The 17629-nt window shown below is 38.9% G+C and carries 17 protein-coding genes and 1 tRNA gene; 2 read left to right on the forward strand and 16 right to left on the reverse strand.

Features of this window, described 5'->3' with window-relative positions; genetic code table 11:
• Nucleotides 1-412: 412 nt before the first annotated feature.
• From AC23ME_RS12560 to AC23ME_RS12575, 4 genes are all read right to left on the reverse strand, one after another.
• Nucleotides 413-1474, reverse strand: a complete 1062-nt coding sequence (locus tag AC23ME_RS12560) for a LacI family DNA-binding transcriptional regulator (RefSeq protein ID WP_487728114.1) — start codon at nucleotides 1472-1474, stop codon at nucleotides 413-415.
• A gap of 464 nt (nucleotides 1475-1938) precedes the next feature.
• On the reverse strand, nucleotides 1939-2022 hold the full coding sequence (locus AC23ME_RS12565) for a hypothetical protein (protein WP_487728315.1): 84 nt from the start codon (nucleotides 2020-2022) through the stop codon (nucleotides 1939-1941).
• Nucleotides 2023-2537: 515 nt separating this feature from the next.
• Entirely contained in the window at nucleotides 2538-3371 is an 834-nt protein-coding gene (locus AC23ME_RS12570) for a hypothetical protein (protein ID WP_487728115.1), read from the reverse strand.
• 431 nt (nucleotides 3372-3802) lie between these two features.
• The gene (locus tag AC23ME_RS12575) at nucleotides 3803-4231 is read right to left on the reverse strand and encodes a plasmid mobilization protein (protein ID WP_487728116.1); all 429 of its coding nucleotides are present in this window, start codon (nucleotides 4229-4231) and stop codon (nucleotides 3803-3805) included.
• Nucleotides 4232-4746: 515 nt separating this feature from the next.
• Here AC23ME_RS12575 and AC23ME_RS12580 point away from each other — a divergent pair.
• Together AC23ME_RS12580 and AC23ME_RS12585 are read left to right on the forward strand one after the other, a co-directional pair.
• Nucleotides 4747-4944 carry a hypothetical protein gene (locus tag AC23ME_RS12580; protein ID WP_487728117.1) on the forward strand — a complete coding sequence of 66 codons (198 nt, stop codon included), beginning with the start codon at nucleotides 4747-4749 and terminating at the stop codon, nucleotides 4942-4944.
• An 11-nt stretch (nucleotides 4945-4955) separates the two neighbouring features.
• Nucleotides 4956-6527 (forward strand): recombinase family protein, encoded by a 1572-nt coding sequence (locus tag AC23ME_RS12585; protein WP_487728316.1) that lies wholly within the window; start codon nucleotides 4956-4958, stop codon nucleotides 6525-6527.
• On the opposite strand, the gene AC23ME_RS12590 is transcribed toward AC23ME_RS12585, so the two are convergent.
• From AC23ME_RS12590 to AC23ME_RS12645, 12 genes are all read right to left on the reverse strand, one after another.
• Nucleotides 6478-6560, reverse strand: a tRNA-Leu gene (locus AC23ME_RS12590). The two genes, AC23ME_RS12585 and AC23ME_RS12590, sit on opposite strands and share 50 nt — an antisense overlap.
• A 116-nt stretch (nucleotides 6561-6676) precedes the next feature.
• Nucleotides 6677-6973, reverse strand: coding sequence for a DUF3817 domain-containing protein (locus AC23ME_RS12595; protein ID WP_487728118.1), 297 nt, complete (start codon nucleotides 6971-6973; stop codon nucleotides 6677-6679).
• A gap of 75 nt (nucleotides 6974-7048) precedes the next feature.
• Nucleotides 7049-7570, reverse strand: coding sequence for an iron-sulfur cluster co-chaperone HscB C-terminal domain-containing protein (locus AC23ME_RS12600; RefSeq protein ID WP_487728119.1), 522 nt, complete (start codon nucleotides 7568-7570; stop codon nucleotides 7049-7051).
• A gap of 70 nt (nucleotides 7571-7640) precedes the next feature.
• Nucleotides 7641-9041 (reverse strand): RIP metalloprotease RseP, encoded by a 1401-nt coding sequence (gene rseP, locus AC23ME_RS12605; protein ID WP_487728120.1) that lies wholly within the window; start codon nucleotides 9039-9041, stop codon nucleotides 7641-7643.
• An 18-nt stretch (nucleotides 9042-9059) separates the two neighbouring features.
• Entirely contained in the window at nucleotides 9060-10265 is a 1206-nt protein-coding gene (locus tag AC23ME_RS12610) for a 1-deoxy-D-xylulose-5-phosphate reductoisomerase (protein WP_487728121.1), read from the reverse strand.
• A gap of 36 nt (nucleotides 10266-10301) precedes the next feature.
• Nucleotides 10302-11801 (reverse strand): GH3 auxin-responsive promoter family protein, encoded by a 1500-nt coding sequence (locus tag AC23ME_RS12615; protein WP_487728122.1) that lies wholly within the window; start codon nucleotides 11799-11801, stop codon nucleotides 10302-10304.
• Nucleotides 11802-11926: 125 nt separating this feature from the next.
• A complete protein-coding gene (locus tag AC23ME_RS12620; RefSeq protein ID WP_487728123.1) occupies nucleotides 11927-12802 on the reverse strand; it encodes a DUF7847 domain-containing protein in 876 nt (291 codons plus the stop codon).
• A gap of 75 nt (nucleotides 12803-12877) precedes the next feature.
• Complete coding sequence (locus tag AC23ME_RS12625; protein WP_487728124.1) at nucleotides 12878-13843, reverse strand: glycosyltransferase family 2 protein; 966 nt, start codon at nucleotides 13841-13843, stop codon at nucleotides 12878-12880.
• Between the two features lie 68 nt (nucleotides 13844-13911).
• A complete protein-coding gene (locus tag AC23ME_RS12630; RefSeq protein ID WP_487728125.1) occupies nucleotides 13912-14862 on the reverse strand; it encodes a glycosyltransferase family 2 protein in 951 nt (316 codons plus the stop codon).
• A 133-nt stretch (nucleotides 14863-14995) separates the two neighbouring features.
• The gene (locus tag AC23ME_RS12635) at nucleotides 14996-15577 is read right to left on the reverse strand and encodes a DUF4199 domain-containing protein (protein ID WP_487728126.1); all 582 of its coding nucleotides are present in this window, start codon (nucleotides 15575-15577) and stop codon (nucleotides 14996-14998) included.
• An 11-nt stretch (nucleotides 15578-15588) separates the two neighbouring features.
• On the reverse strand, nucleotides 15589-16263 hold the full coding sequence (locus tag AC23ME_RS12640) for a hypothetical protein (RefSeq protein ID WP_487728127.1): 675 nt from the start codon (nucleotides 16261-16263) through the stop codon (nucleotides 15589-15591).
• Nucleotides 16264-16348: 85 nt separating this feature from the next.
• A complete protein-coding gene (locus AC23ME_RS12645; RefSeq protein WP_487728128.1) occupies nucleotides 16349-17608 on the reverse strand; it encodes a dihydroorotase in 1260 nt (419 codons plus the stop codon).
• Between the last annotated feature and the right edge of the window lie 21 nt (nucleotides 17609-17629).

Below are 17629 nucleotides of genomic sequence, written 5' to 3' on the forward strand. Positions count from 1 at the left end.
TCTGGAGAGAAATGTTTCTTAATATGGATAATCTCTCTGTAAACCGATCAAAATAATAAATCTCTTGCTCTTTATTCAGCATTAGTTTACTTTTTAAAAATTCAAGTATGATATTGTGTAAGCTCACTAGCTTCAATATACACGATAAGCGGTCAGTCTTTAAATAAGACAAAAACATTTCTCTCAATGAAACTAACGATGTAATTAAAAACCCATGATGTTTTAGCATAATACAGTGGTTAATATTTATATATCTTATACAATAAGGCTTGGCCTTTTGTGCATACAAAAATATAGAGTACAGTTATATTTGGTTAACGGTAACGTACACGAAATTAGGAATATTTATTTTACTTCCAAATTTTTAAAGTAAAAAATTCTGATTTTAACATTTTAACTTGGTAAAACATGCCTAATTGCTGTAATACTGATAATTTTCTTTGGTGATGATATCAATTGGCATAAACTGTTCCTTTTCTATTGCAGAATGCAGTACCAAATGATTATACAGGCTCATTAATCCACGGTAGCCTTGCTCTTGCGGCTTTTGGCAAACCAGAAAATCGATGGTTTTATTTTTCAGATAGTTGATGTTGTCTTCCAGAAAATCGTAGCCAATTAATTTAATATCCTTAATATTATTCTCTTCGAAATATTTGGCAACTGTAGAAACCCTAGAGTTCGTCACAAAAACTACGTCATAGTTATCCTTTGCTAACTGCTCGGTCAATTTTTGTTGGATGTGTGCATACCCAGTCTGCTGAATATCAATCTTAGTGAGCTCGTTGGTATTACCGTTCTGCTCAAAATAGTTTCTAAAACCTTCCTCTTTACGTAACAAGTGATGGTGTAGATCAATTTCCTTTGAAATATTAACGATTAGGGTTTTCTTATTAGCTGGCGAAAGATAGTTAACAATGTGTGCTGATAAATAACCGCTTTGGTATAAATTAGGGCCAATGTAGCACAAGTTATTGTACCCAGGGATATCAGAATTAATAAACACCAACGGAATTTTCTGTTCGTTACAGCTTTCTATAAATGCAATGCTTTCGTCTTCAAACATTGGCGCCATCAACACACCGTCAAACTCTCCTTTTTTAATTTTTGCAGCTCCTTCTTTAAAGGTTGCCTTATCATTTTGATCGAAAAAAAATGGAGTTACTTCAATACCAAAATCTTTAATTTCTGCTGCCGCTTGTAAAATACCATTTAAAGGTGCTTCCCAATATTTAGTTTCTTCAGATACTTGTGGAATTAAAGTAGCAAAACGAAGTTTCTTCTTAGACGCTAATCTTCTTGCAAAGATATTTGGTTGATAATTTAGTTCTTCGATAATCTTCAGGATTTTTGCTTTGGTTTTTTCAGACACACCTACCCTATTGTTCAACACTCTATCTACAGTACCAATAGAGACATTTGCCAAACGGGCAATTTCCTTAACACCTGTTGCTCCTGAATTCTTCTTTTCCATTTATAACAAAACTAATAAACTTTAGTTGATATAAATAATTGAATAAGAGAATGAGTGGGATTGGAAGTTAGAGTTTTTCTTTAAATGAACAAGCCTCAAATGGTATTAACCATCGAGGCTTATTTTGTACCCTCTGTTATAGTTGACCCGAACCGTTTATTGGAGAGTCTTATCAAAATTTCAAAACTTGATGAACCTGTCTTCCACAGGCAATTAGAGCCGCAAAAAATAGCTTTAAGAGGCAAAAAATGCAAATCTAAAAAGTAAATTCTCTTAGGTCGGGATCTCGAATCTCGACCTATATTCAATTAATATTTTGCTAAACTAAAAAGAAAATTTTATAAGAATCAGTAAATTCTACATTTTTTCAATTTTACATCGAACCACCTTAAAATTTTATCACGAATCGATCAAAAGTTTCATCTGCAATAAACGCCACATCAGCGTTGAGGAATCGGGATCCTTCACCTTTTTAGTCCATCAAAGTGCGAGTTCACAAAAGCTGCATAATCGTTCACCCTGGTCGCCGCATTTAGATACACCGGCATCTCCGGCTCTGGCGCATTCCTATACCACTCTTCTAGTTCCTGTATCGTCCTGCCGCAAATTTAAACGATCTGGACCAAAAGTGGAGGATATCTTAAAAGTGGCCACCTGTTTTTTTTCAAAGTGGCCACTTTTTACGCTTGAAAGTGTTCAGTTGGCTGATTTTAAGCAGTTTTAACCTTATGATAACGTGTTCCGGATAAACGATATAGGTTGGCTTGGTTTTTTATTTCCTGAGGCTTTAAATTTGGTTTTAGCGATAGGTTTTGACAGGGGGTTGTCAGCTTAAGTTCTCAAAGGCTTATTTAAGTGCGGTCTATGGCCATGAGTGTGCTTTTGCTACGCAAAAGAGATGTTTTGGAGATACGTCGTTCTTGAAGTTGGAATAAAAAAATCAGAATTAGGGATGCTGGGGATAACCGGGAATATAAGCAAAAATGTTAGCTGGTATGAACAGTTTGGAACGGAATGCGTTGGCTACTATTACCGAAATCTACACCTAAAGCCTCATTATTAATTAATAGGTACGTCTCAGGTTGCTACGGAAATTATTGGGAACGGTCACCGTTTCATAGTTCGGCATGCTGCCCGTATGTCCCACCAAGATCTTCCTTACGGCCGGTTGGCGGAACCCCTGTACCAAGACCACAAAAGCGGCATTTGGTTCTGCCGGTATGACCGTGGAAAGGACATAGTTGCCAGGATTACCCGTTTCTGCCATCCGCAGGATCAAGTTGCCAGATCGTTTGGCCGCACCGGCGGTGTCCAAAGCGACATAGCTCGAATAGGCACCAAATGCCAGGTTCTGCGGCAAGCCCGCTTCCTGCAGGCTTTCATCAGCCGCCACCTGTTTCACCAGTAGGTTCTGGGTACCGGGCGCAAGGTGCACCACCCTTACCCTTACCCTTACCTTGCCCTTTTCGCCACGGTATTCTTCGGGTACCTGTACAATCTGGTAGGCATCATCGGCAGCGGCATCTTCTACCAGATAAAAGCTTTGGAGCTCATCTCTTTGGGTCAACTTGGTCTCCACCGCCTTCAGGAAAACCTTGTTGAAGCCCGAGAAAATGAACTTGTAGCTGCCCAATCCAATGGGCATATAATATAGCGGCTGGTAACGGTCGTAGCGCACGCCGGGGTTGTTGAAAACCGTTCCGGTCCGGTTATAGGGATATTGGCGCTGGTCGCTGACCGGCTCATAGACATCCTCGTATTGGGGAAAGTAAAGAAACTTTCCATTGGGCACGCTATCGTTGATGAACACCATGTTCTTATTGCGCAGGCGCTGCACGTTGCCCAGTACCTCCGAAGCATTATAAAAGTTTACGCCTCCGCTGATTTCACCGGGCACCACTTCTGCTATATTCTTCTTACAGCCCAGCAGGCCAAAAGACAGCAGGCATAGGGCAAAGTGTAGATTTCGTTAAAAGTAACCACTGCTTTTCGTTCCAAACTGGCCACCCAACCTGTTGTTCAGCTTTTGCGCTCCCATTCCACGGATAATACGATATTCATAATCTGGGATCCACGGAATCTCAAGTAGCTAACCTTTTTAAACCCCTTTTGCTACGCAAAAGACTACATCTCCGCCAATTATACAAGAAATTATGAACGATAATTTAGGTTTATGAGAGCAGGTAATAACCTTTTGATTTTAGGCAGATTTAAGGAGTTGTAAAGCATGTAAAATATGGGTGTTGTGTAACAGTTCAAAACAGCGATTTTGATGCTTAAAACCCTTTAAAATCAGTCATGTGGTCACTTTTCAGCGAAATCGGGTGGCTACTTTAAAGCGTAATAAGTGGCCACTTTGAAGAAAAAAAAGGTGGCCACTTTTGGAATATCCCCCAGCCTATCCACCTTTTCCCCTACATTTTTATAGAGCCCGGCCGTCTGCATGGCATAATAGCTACGCTGGTTCTCCGCTCCCGTTCCATTGAACTTCCTGACCACCTGGTTGATATTGATACCGATAGCCTTCAGCTCCTTGCGTATGCCCGCCAGCTCCTCCATCACCGGGTTCATCGAGGCATCCTCTTGGTAGAGCCTGATCTTTTGGTTTCCCAGCATCCTTCGGCAAACCTCGGCCACCGAAGGGCTGTGGCTTTCCTTTTTCAGCGTTTCCAGTTTTTTGAACAGCGTCTCGGACACCCTGATAATGATGTTATGGCTGAGCAGCTCCTGGCTATTGGTTAATTTCTTTCTTGGCATAACTGGCTAGAGGTTACGCTTCCAGCAGCACGAGTTCCGAGTGGTGCCCCGGCCTAAAGGACGGCAAAGATTTTTTGCGCATGCAAAAATACATCTTTGCCTAGACCACGCGGGCTACCAAACAAAGCTCCCTGTAACAGTGCTGGAAACAATGATAAATGGAATAGGTACGGTTTTGTTTAGGGTCTAGGAACACCGCTTCTGTCAATTTCGGCAGCGGCCTGCGCCACGGCTTTTCGTATCTGGAGCCTCAACCAGTTCCTGGGAACCGATTTTACATTCTTCATTTTGAGGTAGGTGCTTCCGTTAAATCTTCTGCCTTGAATATTTGGATTTCTGTAATTTCCCATAGCTATAAATCTTTGGTCCGATGCAAAGTTGAAAAGGAGAAAAGTTATCCCGTCCCTACTAGGGAAAAATAGTTTACCGGTTTAATTTTTTCTGCCCTACTAGAGATGAACACTGTAGATATCTAGCTAAAATCGCAGCTTACAAGTTTCAATCCGCCAAGTAGAATGCGCTATATAGAAGTAGAAAAAAGAAAAGTGACCCCTAGGAGAGTCAAGGAAATCTTTGCCAAACATGGAACCGTCATTTCAGATGAAAAGGCAAAAAAAGTCTTGGATTTGATGTATAGATTTGCTAAATTATCTATCAAACAACTGGTTACGGACATCCACGGAGATAACCAGCAAATCCATCCAAAAACTTAATCCAAATATTTATGGCAAAAGCACATTTGTACATTAGGGTGAGCACGGACGAACAGGCCGACCGTGGCTTCTCCCAGCGGGACCAGGCAGAAAGGCTCACCGCCTACTGCCAGAGACTGCAGATCGACATCGGAAAGGTCATCTTCGAAGACCATTCGGCCAAGACCTTCGAACGCCCCCAGTGGAAGAACCTCCTGTCCTCCATCAAACGTACCAAGGGAAACGAATGCGACTTTATCCTGTTTACCAAATGGGACCGCTTCAGCAGGAACACCTCGGACGCCTACCAGATGATCTCCATCCTACGGACCTATGGCATCGAAGTCATGGCCATAGACCAGCCTCTTGACCTTTCCATCCCAGAAAGCAAGATGATGCTGGCCGTCTTCCTTTCCATGCCAGAAGTGGAAAATGACCGCAGGGCCTCCAATGTATTTTTCGGTATGAGACGGGGCAAAAAGGAAGGCAGGTGGATGGGCATGGCCCTCCCTGGCTATAAGAACCTGACCACCGAGGGCGGCAGAAAATATATCGCACTGATAGAGCCCGAGGCCAGCCACATGAAATGGGCATTTGAAAGGATTTCCGAAGGCATCTACGGAACAGAGGTCATCTGGAAAATGGCCAGGAGACGCGGACTGAAATGCTGCAAAAGCTCATTCTGGTCAGCCATTACCAATCCCGGTTACTGCGGAAAAGTGGTCGTTCCAGCCTATAAGGAGGAAGAAATGCAGATCGTAGAGGGAAAACACGAGGCATTGATCAGCGAAGAACTTTTCAATGAAGTACAGGAAATGCTAAAGGGCAGGAAGAAAAAGCCAGCATTGAGACAGACCTTTGATGAAAAGCTGCCACTACGTGGTTTTCTGATGTGCCCCAAATGCGATTGGTTGATGACCGGCAGCGCTTCCAGGGGACGCAGTGCGTATTACCATTACTACCACTGCAAGCACGAATGCAAGATCAGGTATCCGATCGGAATTGTACATGAGGCGTTCGAAAATGAACTCAGGGCACTGGTTCCAAGGCCTGGCACGATGGAAATATACCAAGAGATTATCCTGGATATTGTTGCGATGGAGGAAAGCTCACGTGAAGCCCATATCAAACGTTGCCTGGCACTGATCACCGACCAGGAAAAGAAGGTAAAGAAAGCCAAAAACCTTTTGTTGGCAGAAATCATCGACATTGGCGAATATCAGGAGATCAAAAAGGACTGTGAAGTCAAAATGGCCAGCTACAAAACGCGCCAATCACAGCAAGGTCGAACCACTGGGGAACGAAAAGAAATTGAAAAAACCATAAAAAAGGGCTTGGAGAACCTTAGGGACATCATTCGGCTTTATGAGGATTCTGACGTCGATCACAAGCGAACGATCATTTCGACCCTTTTTGCCAATAAATGGCTGTTTGACGGCAAAAAACATCGAACCGGTAGAATGAGTGAGGGAGCGGAGTTTATCTACATGAAGAACAAGGAGTTACAAAATAAAAAAACCGGAAACAAAGTTTTAAAAAACTCTATTTCCGGTATGGTACCCAGGGCCGGGATCGAACCGGCACGGTTTCCCATTGGTGTTTGAGACCAACGCGTCTACCAATTCCGCCACCTGGGCATTTCTCCGTAAGCGGGAGCGCAAATCTATAAAAACACCTGCTATTACGCAAGTTTTATTTAAAGTATCGGCGAATTATTTAATCAAAATTTTGTTTCACACAGATATACAGCGTATTAATTTGCTATAGGATCTTCCTCTTTCAATTTTTTTTCTACGTAGAAAGGAACAAATGGAAGTAAAGAAGCAACAAATAACATTACAACTTTTAGAAAACTCCACTTTCTCTCCTGCCATGCCATTACCAAACATGCAATATAAAGCACGAATAACAGTCCGTGTGCCCAACCAACATATTTTACAGCTAACGGCATATCAGCCCAATATTTAAGCGGCATAGCGATAAACAACAATACGATGTAAGAAATACCTTCTGCTAGGGCAACTTTTCTGAATAGATTTAAAGAAGACATAATTTTAATTTTCTGCTAAAATAGCTGATTAGCAACGAAAAGCCTCATTTATGTAGTTTAATGACAATGCAACAACTAAAGCTTGGCTAAACTTTCCTTTAAACGTTGGATGTATTTATTTCGGTAATATAAATCTTTGATACTTGCCAGCGTGATTTGTTGCTGTTCAATTTCTTGAGTTTCAAATTGGACTGTTTGTGCGTTCAATTCATTAGTTAACAAATGTTCAATATGTTCTATTTCACTTTTAACATCTGCCAGTTTTATAGCGTCAGGATCAAACTGCAAATCCATGATGGTTTCATTTACATCCATCATCTCCATTAAAAACGACTGTGGTAGCGTATAATTTTCGCCTTCGCTAATTATGCCTTTCAATTCTAATACGTATTGAAGCACCTTTTTTGGAGCTTTAAGCACTTGGAATGCTTTATTGTTCAGTGTTGATAATTCTAAAACCTCCTCTTGCTTCTCGGCACTTTCATTAATATAAAAATCGGGATGGTACTTTTTGCTCAACGCATAAAACTGCTGTTTCACCACATTTTGATCTGGATGAAAAGTTATAGGCAAATCGTAAAGTTCAAAGTAATTCATTTTTAAAGCTGAAAGCCTAAAGCCTAAAGCCTAAAGCTACTTGCTTTAAGCCTTAAGCTTTTAACTTAAATTATATCCCAAATTTCTTTAATATATCGTTACCGAAGGCAAATACCATTAAACAGAGTAAGATCACAAATCCCACAACCTGCGCCCGCTCCATAAATTTATCACTCAAAGGTTTTCCTTTAATCATTTCTATAATCAAGAATACTACGTGACCACCATCCAGTGCTGGAATTGGCAATAAGTTCATAAAAGCCAAAGCCATTGAAATCAAACCTGTTAAACTCCAGAATTTCTCCCAGTCAAACTCGCTACCGTATACTTGTGCAATACCAATTGGACTACTGATATTACGAAAACTCAACTTACCTGTAATCATTTTCCAGATACCTTTGGCATTGTCTGTGAACGATGTCCAGCCCTTATCTACGCCAATAGAAAAAGATTCGAAAAATCCGTAGTGAATGGTTGTTAGCTCTGGTCTAACTGGTGGAATTACAATAGCCAGCGTGCCTTGCTGAGAAACTGTCGGTGTTAAGGTCATCAACTCTGTTCCCCTTAACAGCTCCACCGTAATTTTTTTGGCTTTATTTTTAGATATCTCCGATGTTATTTCATCATGAAATTTAACAGTTTTACCATTAATTGCTAGGATACTATCCCCTACTTTGATACCTGCAGCATGAGCTGGTGCTTCTACTTTTACCGGTTCTGGTTTTACAAAAATCGCTTTAATCTTTTCTAGAAAACCCAATTCAGGTTGCAATTCTTCTGGGGTTGGCACTCCAGCAATTTTCATCGCCACCATTCTAGGTCCTACAAACTCTCTAATTTTATACTTACTAATACTATCTAAAACAGATTCAGGCACTCGTAGATCTATGGCTTTTCCGTCACGAGAAATAGTCAGTTTAGTATTGTTCAACAATACTTTAGAGCTTAATATTTCATCTAAGTAAATCAATTTCTGACCATTTACAGCTAAGATTTTATCTCCAGGCTGTAAGCCCATCTGTTTACCAACTATACCAGGACTAATACCGTTCGCTAGTTTATCGTTAGGGATAAATGTATTGCCGTATTTGAATGCCACCATCCAAAAAATGAAAATACCTACAATAACGTTAACAATAATTCCACCCAACATCACTATTAGACGTTGCCAAGCTGGTTTTGAGCGAAATTCCCAAGGTTGTGCTGGTGCTGCCATCTGCTCAGTATCCATCGATTCGTCGATCATTCCTGATATCTTCACATAACCACCTAAAGGCAACCATCCCACACCGTATTCTGTATCTCCTACCTTAAAACTGAAGAGTTTAAATCCCCAAGCGTCAAAGAAAAGATAAAATTTCTCAACCTTTATTCCGAAAGCTCTTGCTGCTAAAAAATGTCCTAATTCGTGTAAAATTACTAGTATCGATAACCCCAGCAGAAGCTGGCCCGCCATAATCAATCCGTCCATATTTTATTGTCGTATATTCTATTTTAGATGTGTTAAACTTTGTTTTGTTACTAATTCTTTAGCAAATGTTCTTGTCAATTCATCTGCTTTTAAATAATCATTTAATGTTGGATGAGACAAAAATTCCATTTCTTCCATACATTGCTCAATTACATCACTCATTTCCAAAAAGCCAATTTTATCCTTTAAAAATGCTTCTACTACTATTTCGTTAGCGGCATTTAAGATACAAGGCATGTTTCCGCCCTTTTCCATTGCAATGTAAGCAAGCTCAAGGTTACGAAAACTTTTTGTATCTGCCTCAGAAAATGTCAATTCTGGATATTTCAAAAAGCTAAAACGCTCGAAATCTGCTTTTAATCTTTGAGGATAGGCCAATGCGTAGTGAATAGGTAATTTCATATCTGGCAAGCCCATCTGCGCCTTAATAGAACCGTCGGTAAATTGCACCATAGAATGGATGATGGACTGCGGATGCACCACTACTTCCACTTGCTCTGGCTTTAAATTGAATAACCATTTAGCTTCAATCGCTTCTAAACCTTTGTTCATTAAAGAAGCAGAGTCGATGGTAATTTTAGCACCCATCACCCAATTTGGATGCTTTAATGCTTCATTTTTGGTAACTGTAGCTAAGAATGATCTGTCTTTCCCTCTAAATGGCCCTCCAGAAGCAGTGAGTAAAATTTTCTCAATTTCGTTCTGCTCTTCGCCAACCAAGCACTGAAAAATAGCTGAATGTTCTGAATCTACCGGAATGATTTTCACGCCGTGTTGCTTCGCCAAATCCATCACCAACTCTCCCGCTACTACCAAGGTTTCTTTATTGGCAAGGCCGATGTCTTTCTTAGCTTCAATGGCGGCAACTGTAGGTTTTAGACCCACAGAACCCATTACAGCAGTTAAAATCAATTGTGTTTGTGGCAATTGCACTGCAGCAATTAAACCTTCTTCTCCAGCAATAACTTTTGTATTTGGCAATGCCGATTTAACCTGCTGATACAAGCTTTCGTTTCCAATTACCACTAATTCGGGCTTGAATTCCAATGCTTGGGCAATAAGTAAATCTGCGTTGTGTTGTGCAGTAAGGGCGTCAACTTTGTACAAATTAGGGTTTGCCCGCACTACTTCTAATGCTTGCGTTCCTATTGAACCTGTGGAGCCTAGTATGGATATGTGTTTCAAATACTTTTTCTCTTTGTCATGCAGAGCTAAGCGAAGCATCTATTTTACAGATTCCTCGTTCCTCGGAATGACAGTTTAATTTATAAATCTCTCCAACCCCTCCGCTATCTTTCTATCGTTACTTAACCTTGGTACTTTATTCTGTCCACCCAACTTACCTTGCGATTTCATGTAATTCACAAACGCATCTTTTTGCAAGGAAGTAATTTTTAATGGCTGCAGAATATTTCCTTCTATTAAATCAAAATAGTAAATATTTTTCTGTTGTAGGGCCTTATCTACCTTTAAAGCAAACGTAGCTAAATCTGCTGGTGCTTTTACAAACTCTACAAACCACTCGTGGTAAGGCAGCTCGCCAACAGCTGGATTTACCTGTGGAGCTACGGTAAACTCTGTTATTTCGATTCCTTCTTCATTTGCTACCGATAACAATGCATGTTCTACTTCCTCGCCAATAACATGTTCACCAAAAGCGGAAATAAAATGCTTTATCCTTCCTGTAACTATAATTTTGTAAGGATTCAAAGAAACAAACTTAACGGTATCGCCAATACTGTAGGCCCATAAGCCAGCATTTGTATTTAAAATTAATGCGTAGTTTTTATCTAGTTCTACTTCTGCTAAACTTAATCTGGTTGGATTTTCATTATAGTATTCTTCCGAAGGAATAAATTCATAAAACATTCCTGCATCTGCTAACAATAACAATCCTTTGTCGGTCTGACTATCTTGATAAGCGATAAAACCCTCTGATGCTGGATAAGTCTCAATAGCAGCTATTTTTCTGCCAATACTAGCTTCTATTTTAGCTCGGTAAGGCTCGTAGTTTACACCTCCGTAAACAAAAAGTTCAAAGTTTTTAAAGATATCTTTGATCTGCTTGCCTCCAGATTTTTCGCTCAACTTATCGAAATACATTTGTACCCAAGGCGGAATACCAGAAATCAACCTCATATCTTGATGGATAGTTTCATCTACAATGGCGTCAACTTTCTGTTCCCAATCTTCAATACAGTTGGTTTGATAGCTCGGCAATCTATTTTTCTGCAAATATGCTGGCACCAAATGCGCCACAATTCCAGATAATCTACCAATGTTAATTCCGTTCTTTTTCGTTAAAACCGGACTGCCTTGCAAGAAGATAATTTTACCATCTACAAAATTTGCGTTACCAGTTTCGTGGATATAAGTTAACAAAGCATTTCTGGCTGCTTTAACGTGCTCTGGCGTAGATTCTTTAGAAAGTGGAATGTACTTTACCCCAGAAGTTGTACCCGAAGTTTTAGCAAAGTACAAAGGTTTTCCTTTCCACAAAATATCTGGTTCTCCCGCTACAACCCGCTCTATGTATGGCTTCAAATCCTCGTAATCTCTTACAGGAACATTTGCTTTAAAATCTTCGTAATTTTTAATTTTAGAAAACTGATGGTCTACACCGAAAACAGTATGACCTGCCTCAGCTATCAACTTCTTTAAAGTACGCTCTTGCGCAGCAACGGCGTCGGTTTTCCAACGCTCAATTCCCTTCACTACAAAAGATGCAAATACCCTACCTAAAACTGATTTTAATCCCATAACTCTATCCCCAACCTCCCGAAAAATCGGGACAGGCTCTAAAGGGGCTTTTCCTTTCTCTCGTTAATATTTGAATGATTTATTCTGCACATAGAAATTAACTCCCCTTTAGGGGATTTAGGGGTTTACATGATGTTATGAATGATGTCTGGATGTTCATCACCATTATATTCATTCATAATTTTACGATAAGCTACCGCAAAAAAAGCAGTTGAAAACGGTACAATCACAAATGAACTGAAAACTACTACAATTAATGAACTGTACTGACTAATATCGTAATCTAAAAATAGGTTTACTAATCTAAAACCCATCAAAATTACGATGTAGAAAAAGCCAAAAACAATTGCCTGTACCACTACCAAACCTAACAAAATCATTAAAAGTTTAATGAAATTCCCTTTAGTTGTAGCTAAGCTTAGCTTGATAGATTCCCAAGGTGAACTGTGTTTATCTATGATAAAGAATGGGAAGAAAATTATTCTGATGAAAGTAAAGAAAATACTTAGTACGGCAATACCAACCGCTATGTTTACAATAATTTTTCCAGTTTCGGCATAACCATCAATCACACCCTGATTAACCAATAATTTCAATAGCAAATCGAGTAGATATAAAACTGGCATCAATAAAATACCAACAAAAAATATGCTTAAGCCAAAAAATATCGTTGCTATCAAAAACTTGATAATTTCAGTTCTGGTTGGCAATGTTTCTATAATTTGTATATCAGCATTTTCAGTATCCAACAGTTTGAAAATATATTTAATCATGCAAAGTTCTACCACACAGTAACTCATCATAAAAATTAGCAACATGATAAATTTAATGCCCATGTTTACATCTTCCATAAAGAAAGCCATAAACGTTGATGTTGATGCCGTTAAAAAGATGAGAAAGCAGAGGGTAGCAATAGAAAAGTAATTATCTCTGGTTACTTTCCATGCCTGCATGATTACATCTTTTACCGCGAAAGTACTCTCTTTTAAGTAGTTAATCATTATTTTATTGTTATTCGTCTGGCGATAATCGTTTGGCGTTGATGTAAAATCGCCAAATACTTATCGCTCTACTTTTTACTTTCTAAATATAACTCGTTTCACAAAATCTTGTATAAAACCTAGGCCATAAGCTGTTAATTGAATGAAGGATGCTATAACACTCAAAAATGCAATTTTTATTGATTTATTGACCTGCCAAGCATGAAAAAATATCAACAAAAAGTAAAGCAACAGAAAGAAGTTACAAACGTATGCCAAAGGGCGATATAATATGTTACACGCAATTGTGAAACCCAATCCTAAAGTGAAAATTGCGGGAAAGAAATGTACCGCCTTTAGCTCCGATGGGAAATGTTTGTAAATATTGATACGAGCTCTCCCGAAAAAGTGCAATTGTTTGTAAAACTGCTTGAAACTTGTTCTACGTTTATGATAAACCTTTGCCGCTGGAATTAAGCCGATCTTAAAGCCATTCTCATGTATACGAATGCTATACTCAATATCTTCGCCTAAACGAGTAAGGATAAAACCACCAACCTTCTCATAAACTTCTCTAGAAAGCCCCATGTTAAAGCTACGCGGATGGAATTGACCGATATGTTTTTTATTGCCTCGAATACCTCCTGTGGTAAAAGGAGACGTCATGGCATAGCTGATGGCTTTTTGAACTGGCGTAAAGCTTTCATGTGCTGCATCTGGACCACCAAAAGCATCTAATTGGTGCTCAAACAAATAGTCCTTCACAGTTTCTAAATAGTCAGAAGGAACTAAAATATCAGAATCGAAGATGATAAAATAATCGCCTTTGGCACGTTCGAAACCGAAGTTTCTAGAAAAACCCTGGCCAGAATTCTCTTTGAAGAAATACTTTACATCGAGCTTGTTCTCGAAACTTGCCACAATATCCTTCGCATCATTAACAGAACCGTCTTCTATCACCAATACCTCAAACTGCATATAAGTTTGCTTGCACAAAGTGGATAGCAGTTCTTTAATTTCCTGCGGACGATTGTATAAAGGGATAATGATGGAGAAAAACATTTCTTGAGGCTGAAAGCCGAAAGACTAAAGACCAAAGCGATTTAAGCTTTATGCTTTAGTCTTTAAGCTTAATTAATTTCCTTTTCTATTAAATACTGATTTCTTTCTGGGGCATTACGACCAACTAATTCGGCTACAAAACCTGCCAAAAACATTTGCGAGCCTACTACTATAGCCACCAATGCTAAATAAAATAATGGTTGGTCTGTAGAGTTACGATATGGTAAGTTGTTCCAAATATGAACCTGCTTTTCTACCATAATGTAAATAGCCATAATGATACCGATGAAGAAACTTAACACGCCTAAAGAACCGAAAAAGTGCATAGGGCGTTTACCAAATTTACCTACAAAGAAGATAGACATCAAGTCTAAAAACCCATTGATAAACCTGCTTAAACCAAATTTAGTTACGCCATATTTACGAGCTCTGTGTTCTACCACCTGCTCTCCTATTTTGGTAAATCCTGCCCATTTAGCCAATACTGGAATATAACGATGCATTTCGCCATAAACTTCTATGGTTTTTATTACATCGCTACGGTAAGATTTTAGTCCGCAATTGAAATCGTTTAGTTCTATACCGCTCATTTTACGAGTTGCAGCGTTAAACAATTTGGTAGGAATAGTCTTCGTAATTGGATCGTAGCGTTTTTTCTTCCAGCCCGAAATCACATCGTATCCTTCATCTTTAATACGGCTGTAAAGTGCTGGTATTTCATCTGGACTGTCTTGCAAATCTGCATCCATGGTAATTACAACATCGCCTTGCGCTACAGCAAAACCCACATTTAAAGCCGCAGATTTACCATAGTTACGCCTAAATTTGATGGCTCTGATACTCGCAAACCTCAATTTCAGTTCTGTAATTACCTGCCACGAACGGTCGGTACTTCCGTCGTCAATAAAAATTGCTTCGTAAGAAAAGTTGTGCTTCTTCATCACATCATCTATCCAAGTAATTAACTCGGGCAGCGACTCATCTTCATTATATAGCGGTACTACAATTGATATATCCATTCTTTAGTATTGAATATTGCGCATTGCATATCGAGATTGATCGTCTAAACTTGCAACTGCCATAAAAAACAACGTGCAAATTTCATCAAATAAATTGAGAAAATTGCACGTTTAAAATATAAATCAAAATGCCTTAGTTCGTTCCGAAATTAGGATCATTTTGGCCAGCAAAAGGGTTTGGATTGCTACGTTTAAAAATTAACGCAAAAATAAGCGCACCGATAAAATACATAATTGAAGATATCCCAAATGCCATTATTGCTTGACTGAATGACGGTGTAAACTGTTGTTCAAGGTTTTCACGTGTCTTATCTAAGGCCTTTGCAGATTCTTCGTCACTTAATCCAAATGATTTAAGTGTTGCTTCTGTTTTAGTCATCACCATTTCTTTCATCTGTTCTGGGTAACTAGTGTCGATATACTTACCAAAAAGTATATTAAAGACAAACATTAAACCCATTGCCAAGATGAACATTACAAAAATAGGCCACAAAGCTTCTCCAAAACTCCAGTACCCACCTACTTTTTTACGCATATCTAAGCAGAAAAATATAGCTAGCACCAAACCAATAATTAGCGAGAATGCTGCATACCAATAAGAGCTCATTAAACCTGGTGCCACGTACCAAGTAACTAAAAAGATTACAATGTTTACGATGCCCCAAATCAATCCATTCTTTAAGGCTTCACTTTTGATGTTTACTGTATTGTCCATAATTAGTTTTGTTATCTAGTTTGGTTAAAATTAGTAATTAAACTATAAACAGACGCATCGAATGCCTTATTGTTACTATATTTTTCTAAATCTTTATAAGCTTGTTCTGATGCAGCAGGCTGCAAGAAGAACGCCATAAATGGTACAAACAGCTCTTGCATTTCTTCTGCCAAGTTTAAAATTTTGGCGTTTTCACAAATTTCCTGGATGCTTGTTTCTGCTAATTGCTGGTTGCTAATCAAATCCTCATAAATGTGGAATTCATCTTGGAATTCGTCTTCATCAACCAATAAAAACTCCTTCAAGAAATCTTCTAACTCTGGTTTAATCTGCTCATCATGGCACTCGTTGATGTACAACAACAAGTTCAACAATTCAGTTCCTCTATCAATCGTTTCATCTTCAATTGCTTCCCATTCTTTAGAGTCTAAATAATCTTCTTCTAATTTATTTACATCACTGGTAAAGAAATTGATCATCAATAAATCGAAGAAAACCTCTCTTAGCTCTTCAAATTTTGGATATTCATCAAAAACTGCATCGAACTTTTCTACTTTATCCATAAAATCAGCATCAGCTTCAAAAACTGCTACCAATTTGTGCGTTAGCTCTACGCTAGCTGCTTTATTTACTTCTCCGAATTTGGTTAGTGAAGCTGTGATTGTTTTTTTTACGATGTTGTTCATTGTTATTTTTGATTACTTGTCATCCTGAGCGCAGCGAAGGATCTATGTTTTTTAGATTTCTCGTATCGTCGAAATGACAAATGGTTTAAAAAATCTGATACTGCTTATTATTGCAAACCAATTCTACTTTTCCTTTTAATGTTTTATTAAATAAAGGTGAATTAGCTGATTTTGATTTATTCGTTTCGTTGTTGAAAGTCCACTCTTTGGTAGCATTGAAAACGGTAAAGTTTGCCGCTGCCCCCACTTTTATATTAGGAACTTCCAATTTAAGCAAGTTTCTCGGTGCTACGGCTAATTTTTCTACAATTAGTGCGGTATCTAAGCCAGCTTGTACCAATAAAGGCAAAACCGTTTGTAGTGCTATAATTCCGTAGTTGGCAATCTCAAATTCTACATTTTTAAATTCAATTTCATAGGGACGATGTTGTGAAGAAATTGCATCGATGGTACCATCTTTTAAACCCGCAATTAACGCCTTGTTATCGGCTTTGCTACGTAATGGTGGCTTTACTTTGTAGTTGCTATCGAAATCATTCAATAATTCTTCTGTAAACACCAGCTGATGGGCAGCAACATCGCACGTTACTTTTACGCCATCTTTCTTAGCTTTTTTAATTAACGCTACCGAACCTGCGGTAGAAATATTGCTGATATGAATTGGAGCGTTATGATATTGTGCTAGGAAAATATCTCTAGAAACCTGCATTTCTTCTGCTAATGCTGGAATACCTTTCATGCCTAATAAAATGGTAGTAGCACTTTCATTTACCTGAGCTTTTCCAACCAATGCTTTATTTTCTGGATGTGTAAACAACAAACCATCAAAACCTAAGGCATATTGCAAGGCACGGCTCATGAAACCATCATCTGCAATGGCTTTGCCAGCTTCTGCAAAAGCAACGGCGCCTGCTTGTTTCATATCATACATTTCGGCCAGCTCTTTACCCTCTAAATTTTGGCTAATTGCACCTATCGGATGTACATCTACCAAACTACCTTTAGCTCTGTTTAGAATGTACTCTACCTCGCCCTTGCTATGCACTACCGGTTTTGTATTTGGCATAATAGCAATTCCGGTAAAACCACCTGCAGCAGCGGCAGCCGTACCAGTGCTAATATCTTCTTTGGTCTCTAATCCAGGATCTCCAAAAACGCAGTTTAAATCGAAAAAACCTGGAGAAAGCACTGCGCCATTACCTTCAAAAACTGTCTCCGATTTCTGCGCTTCCAGTTTACTTTCAATGGCAATAATAGTTCCTTTATCAACTCTCACATCGCAAGTTTTACCGTTAAACTCGCTACTCGCATCGGCAATTGTAATTCCCTTAATTAAGAGGCTCATGAATTTCTAAATTTTTATTTT

Source organism: Pedobacter sp. T50_32 (assembly GCF_057652195.1).